Annotated in this window: 3 protein-coding genes; 2 read left to right on the top strand and 1 reads right to left on the bottom strand. The window is 73.8% G+C overall.

All coding sequences use genetic code 11. From position 1 onward, the window contains the following. Nucleotides 1-112 precede the first annotated feature (112 nt). Complete coding sequence (locus DKL51_RS27920; RefSeq protein ID WP_109947557.1) at nt 113-499, bottom strand: Rv2175c family DNA-binding protein; 387 nt, start codon at nt 497-499, stop codon at nt 113-115. Nucleotides 500-730: 231 nt separating this feature from the next. Between DKL51_RS27920 and pknB the strand changes: the two genes are divergently transcribed. Both pknB and DKL51_RS27910 read left to right on the top strand, forming a co-directional pair. Next, the gene (pknB, locus tag DKL51_RS27915; protein ID WP_109947558.1) at nt 731-2710 is read left to right on the top strand and encodes a Stk1 family PASTA domain-containing Ser/Thr kinase; all 1980 of its coding nucleotides are present in this window, start codon (nt 731-733) and stop codon (nt 2708-2710) included. Next, nucleotides 2707-3620, top strand: a 914-nt coding sequence (locus DKL51_RS27910) for a deoxyribonuclease IV (RefSeq protein WP_185734938.1), incomplete at its 3' end; no start/stop codon positions are given. The genes pknB and DKL51_RS27910, both read left to right, overlap by 4 nt.

Raw genomic sequence — 3620 nt, 5'->3', positions numbered from 1 at the left:
CCCCGGCCCTCGCCCCCCGGTGATCATGAAGTTGTTGTCACGACACGCCGGTGGTGGTGGTCACAACTTCATGATCACCGAGGCGATCCGGGGCAGAGGGGGCGGTGGGCGGTCAGAAGCCGAGGGCTTGGGCGCGGCGCTTGACCTCGCGGGCCTGGTCGCCGCCGAGGGCGGCGGCCGGGGTGCCGGGGAGGGTGTCGTCCTCCTCGTAGAGCCAGCGCAGCGCGGCCTCGTCGTCGTAGCCGGCGTCGACGAGCAGGTTGAGCACGCCGGGCAGGTGCTTGAGCACGGTGCGGTTGGCCACCAGGTCGGCGGGGACCTTGCGGACGCCGTCGCGGCGCACCGCGATCAGCTCCCGGTCGCGGATCATCTGGTGGACCTTGCTGATCGACAGGTCGAGACGCTCGGCGACGTCCGGCAGGGTCAGCCAGCCGGCCGGATCGGTGGGTCCGGGCAGGTCGACGCCGGCGGCCTGGTCGGCGGGTATGGAATCGGTCACCCGACCACCCTGCCACGAGCCCGGCCGGGACACCGCAACGGCACCCCGCCCCCGCGCGGACGGGCGTCCCCGGACCGTCCCGACCGGGTGGGGCCCGCGTCGCCGCCGTCCCGGATCCGGCGCGACCCCAAGGCCGGTGAGCTGCGGGAGCGCGACGGGCGGGATCTGGTCCGAGCCCGGCTGTAGCATCCTGTTCAACCTTCACCCTCCGGACACATAGACTGCCTGCCGATGGACACACAGGTCGCCGACACGTTGCTGGGCTCGCTGATCGACGGGCGCTACCGCATTCGCGGTCGCGTGGCCCGCGGCGGCATGGCGACCGTGTACACCGCCACCGACGAGCGCCTCGAGCGCACCGTGGCGGTCAAGATCATCCACCCGACGCAGGCGCCCGAGGCCCGGGCCCGGATGGCCGGCTTCGTGGCGCGGTTCACCGACGAGGCGAAGACGATCGCCCGGCTGACCCACCCCAACGTGGTCGCCGTCTACGACCAGGGCACCCACGGCGGCCTGCCCTACCTGGTGATGGAGTACGTCCGGGGTCGCACCCTGCGCGACGTGCTCGCCGAGCGGCGCCGGCTCAACCCGGACGAGGCGCTCGCCATCGCCGAGCAGATGCTCGCCGCGATCGCCGCCGCGCACCGGGCCGGCCTGGTGCACCGGGACGTCAAGCCGGAGAACGTGCTGGTCGCCGAGGCGCCCACCGGCGGCGCGGCCAACCTGGTGGACAGCGTCGTCAAGGTGGCCGACTTCGGGCTGGCCCGGGCGGTCGAGGCGAGCGCCGAGGAGGAGAACGGCAACCAGCTCATGGCCACCGTGGCGTACGTCGCCCCGGAGCTGGTCACCGAGGGACACGCCGACCCGCGCACCGACGTCTACTCGGCCGGCATCGTGCTGTTCGAGATGCTGACCGGCCGGGTCCCGTACGACGGTGACCGGCCGGTGGACGTGGCCTGGCAGCACGTCGACCGGGACGTACCGGCCCCGTCGACGCTGGTGCCCGGCCTGCCCCGGACACTCGACGACCTGGTCGGGCGGGCCACCCGGCGGGATCCGGGTGCGCGTCCCACCGACGCCGGCGCGCTGCTGGCCGAGGTGCAGGTGGCCCGGGACGACCTGGGCAACCCGAACTCGCACACCGCCGTGCTGCGCCCGGTCCACGACACGCCGGTGGCCCAGCCGACCATGGTGGTGGCCGAGGTCCGCCCCGCCGAGCGCCCCTCGTGGGCGCGGTTGCCGGACAGCGGGCAGCGTCCGCACCGGCGCCGGGCCACCGCCCCGGAGGGCGGCGACCTGGCTGTTCAGCTCGCCGGGCTGCGTACCCGGGCCATGGGCTCCCCGCGCGGCCGGATGGCGATCGTCGCGGCGGCCATGGTGCTCGGCCTGGTGGCCGCGGTCGGCGGCTGGTGGTTCGGGGTCGGCCGGTACACGGTCGCCCCGCAGCTGGTGAGCTTGACCAGGGCCCAGGCGGAGGCGCAGGCCGCCCGCGGCGGCTTCACCCTCGTCTACACCCAGCCCCGGTACGACGACAAGGTCCCCAAGGACAGCGTGCTGGGGCAGAACCCGGTGTCGGCCGCGCGGATCGTCAAGGGCGGCACCATCACGCTCACCCTGTCGCTCGGGCCGGAGAAGGTCTCCGTGCCGGACGTGGTGGGCAAGGACTTCGAGCTGGCCAAGGCGGAGCTGACCGACGCCAAGCTGACGGTGGCGAAGGGTCCCGCCCGCTACGACGACAACCTGCCGGCGGGTGTGGTGCTGGCCACCGAGCCGAAGGTCGGCACGGTGCTGAAGCCGGGCGCGAAGGTCACCCTGGTGGTGAGCAAGGGGCGCGCCCCGGTGAGCGTGCCGAACCTGGTCGGCAAGAACATCAACGAGGCCCGCGCCATCCTGGCGCAGCTCGGCCTGACCCCGGTCGAGACGTACAAGGACTCGGACAAGCCGAAGGACGAGGTCCTCGGCCAGAGCCCGGCGGACGGCACCGGCGTGGAGAAGGGCGCCCAGGTCAAGCTGGAGATCAGCAAGGGGCCGGCGCAGGTGATCGTGCCCCGGGTGATCGACCTGCCCTGCCAGCAGGCGAAGCAGGTGCTGGAGAGCCAGGGCTTCCCGACCACCATCCAGCTCAACCCGAACGGGGTGACCCGGTTCCAGAACCCGGGTGAGAATTCGTCGGTGCCTCCGGGCACCCCGGTCACGATCACGTGCCTGTGACCGCGCACCGGCCGATCGGCTCACACACCCCCACCTCGGGTGGCCTGGCGAAGGCGGCCCTGCCGTACCTCGACGCCGCCTGCTCCGAGGTGGTGCAGGTCTACGTCTCGAACTCGCGGGGCTGGGCGCTGCCGCCGGGTGACGCGGCCCAGGACGTGCTGTTCCGCGACGGCTGCGCCGAGCGGAACGTGCCCGTCTACATCCACGCGTCGCTGCTGGTGAACCTCGGCTCCCCCACCGCGGCCACGGTCGAGCGGTCGGCGGAGACCCTGGCGCACGCGCTGCGCCGGGGCGCGGCGATCGGCGCCCGGGGCGTGGTGTTCCACGCCGGCAGCGCGGTGGACGCCGGCCATGCGGAGACGGCGATGCGCCAGGTCCGGGAGACGCTGCTGCCGCTGCTGGACGAGGCGGCGGCGACGGGCGGCCCGATGCTGCTGGTGGAGCCGAGCGCGGGCGGCGGCCGGTCGCTGGCCTCGCGGGTGGAGCACCTGGGCCCGTACCTGGACGTGGTGGACCGGCACCCCTGGATGGGCGTCTGCTTCGACACCTGCCACGCCTGGGCCGCCGGGCACGACCTGGCCGTCGAGGGCGGCATGACGGCGACGCTGGACACCCTGGTGGCGACGGTCGGCGCGCACCGGTTGAAGCTGGTGCACGCCAACGACTCGAAGGACCTCTGCGGCTCGACCCGGGACCGGCACGAGAACATCGGCAAGGGCAGCATCGGCGAGCCGGCGTTCGCCGAGCTGATGGCCCACCCGGCCACCGCCGGCATCCCGATCGTGGTGGAGACCCCGACGGAGAAGCACGTCGGCCACGCCGCCGACATCGCCACCCTCAAGCGCCCCAGCGGCACCTCCGGCCGGGCGCCTCGACCCTGCTCTTCCTGCCGCTCGCGCACGCCTTCGCC

It is taken from the genome of Micromonospora globispora (genome assembly GCF_003857015.1).
Taxonomy (GTDB): Bacteria; Actinomycetota; Actinomycetes; order Mycobacteriales; family Micromonosporaceae; genus Micromonospora; species Micromonospora globispora.
Note: the sequence above shows the minus strand (reverse complement) of the source record. Positions and strands in the feature narration are given on the sequence as shown.

Excerpts from the sequence above, each read along its gene's own strand:
- pknB (WP_109947558.1), top strand. The coding sequence starts at position 731 with ATGGACACACAGGTCGCCGACACGTTGCTGGGCTCGCTGATCGACGGG.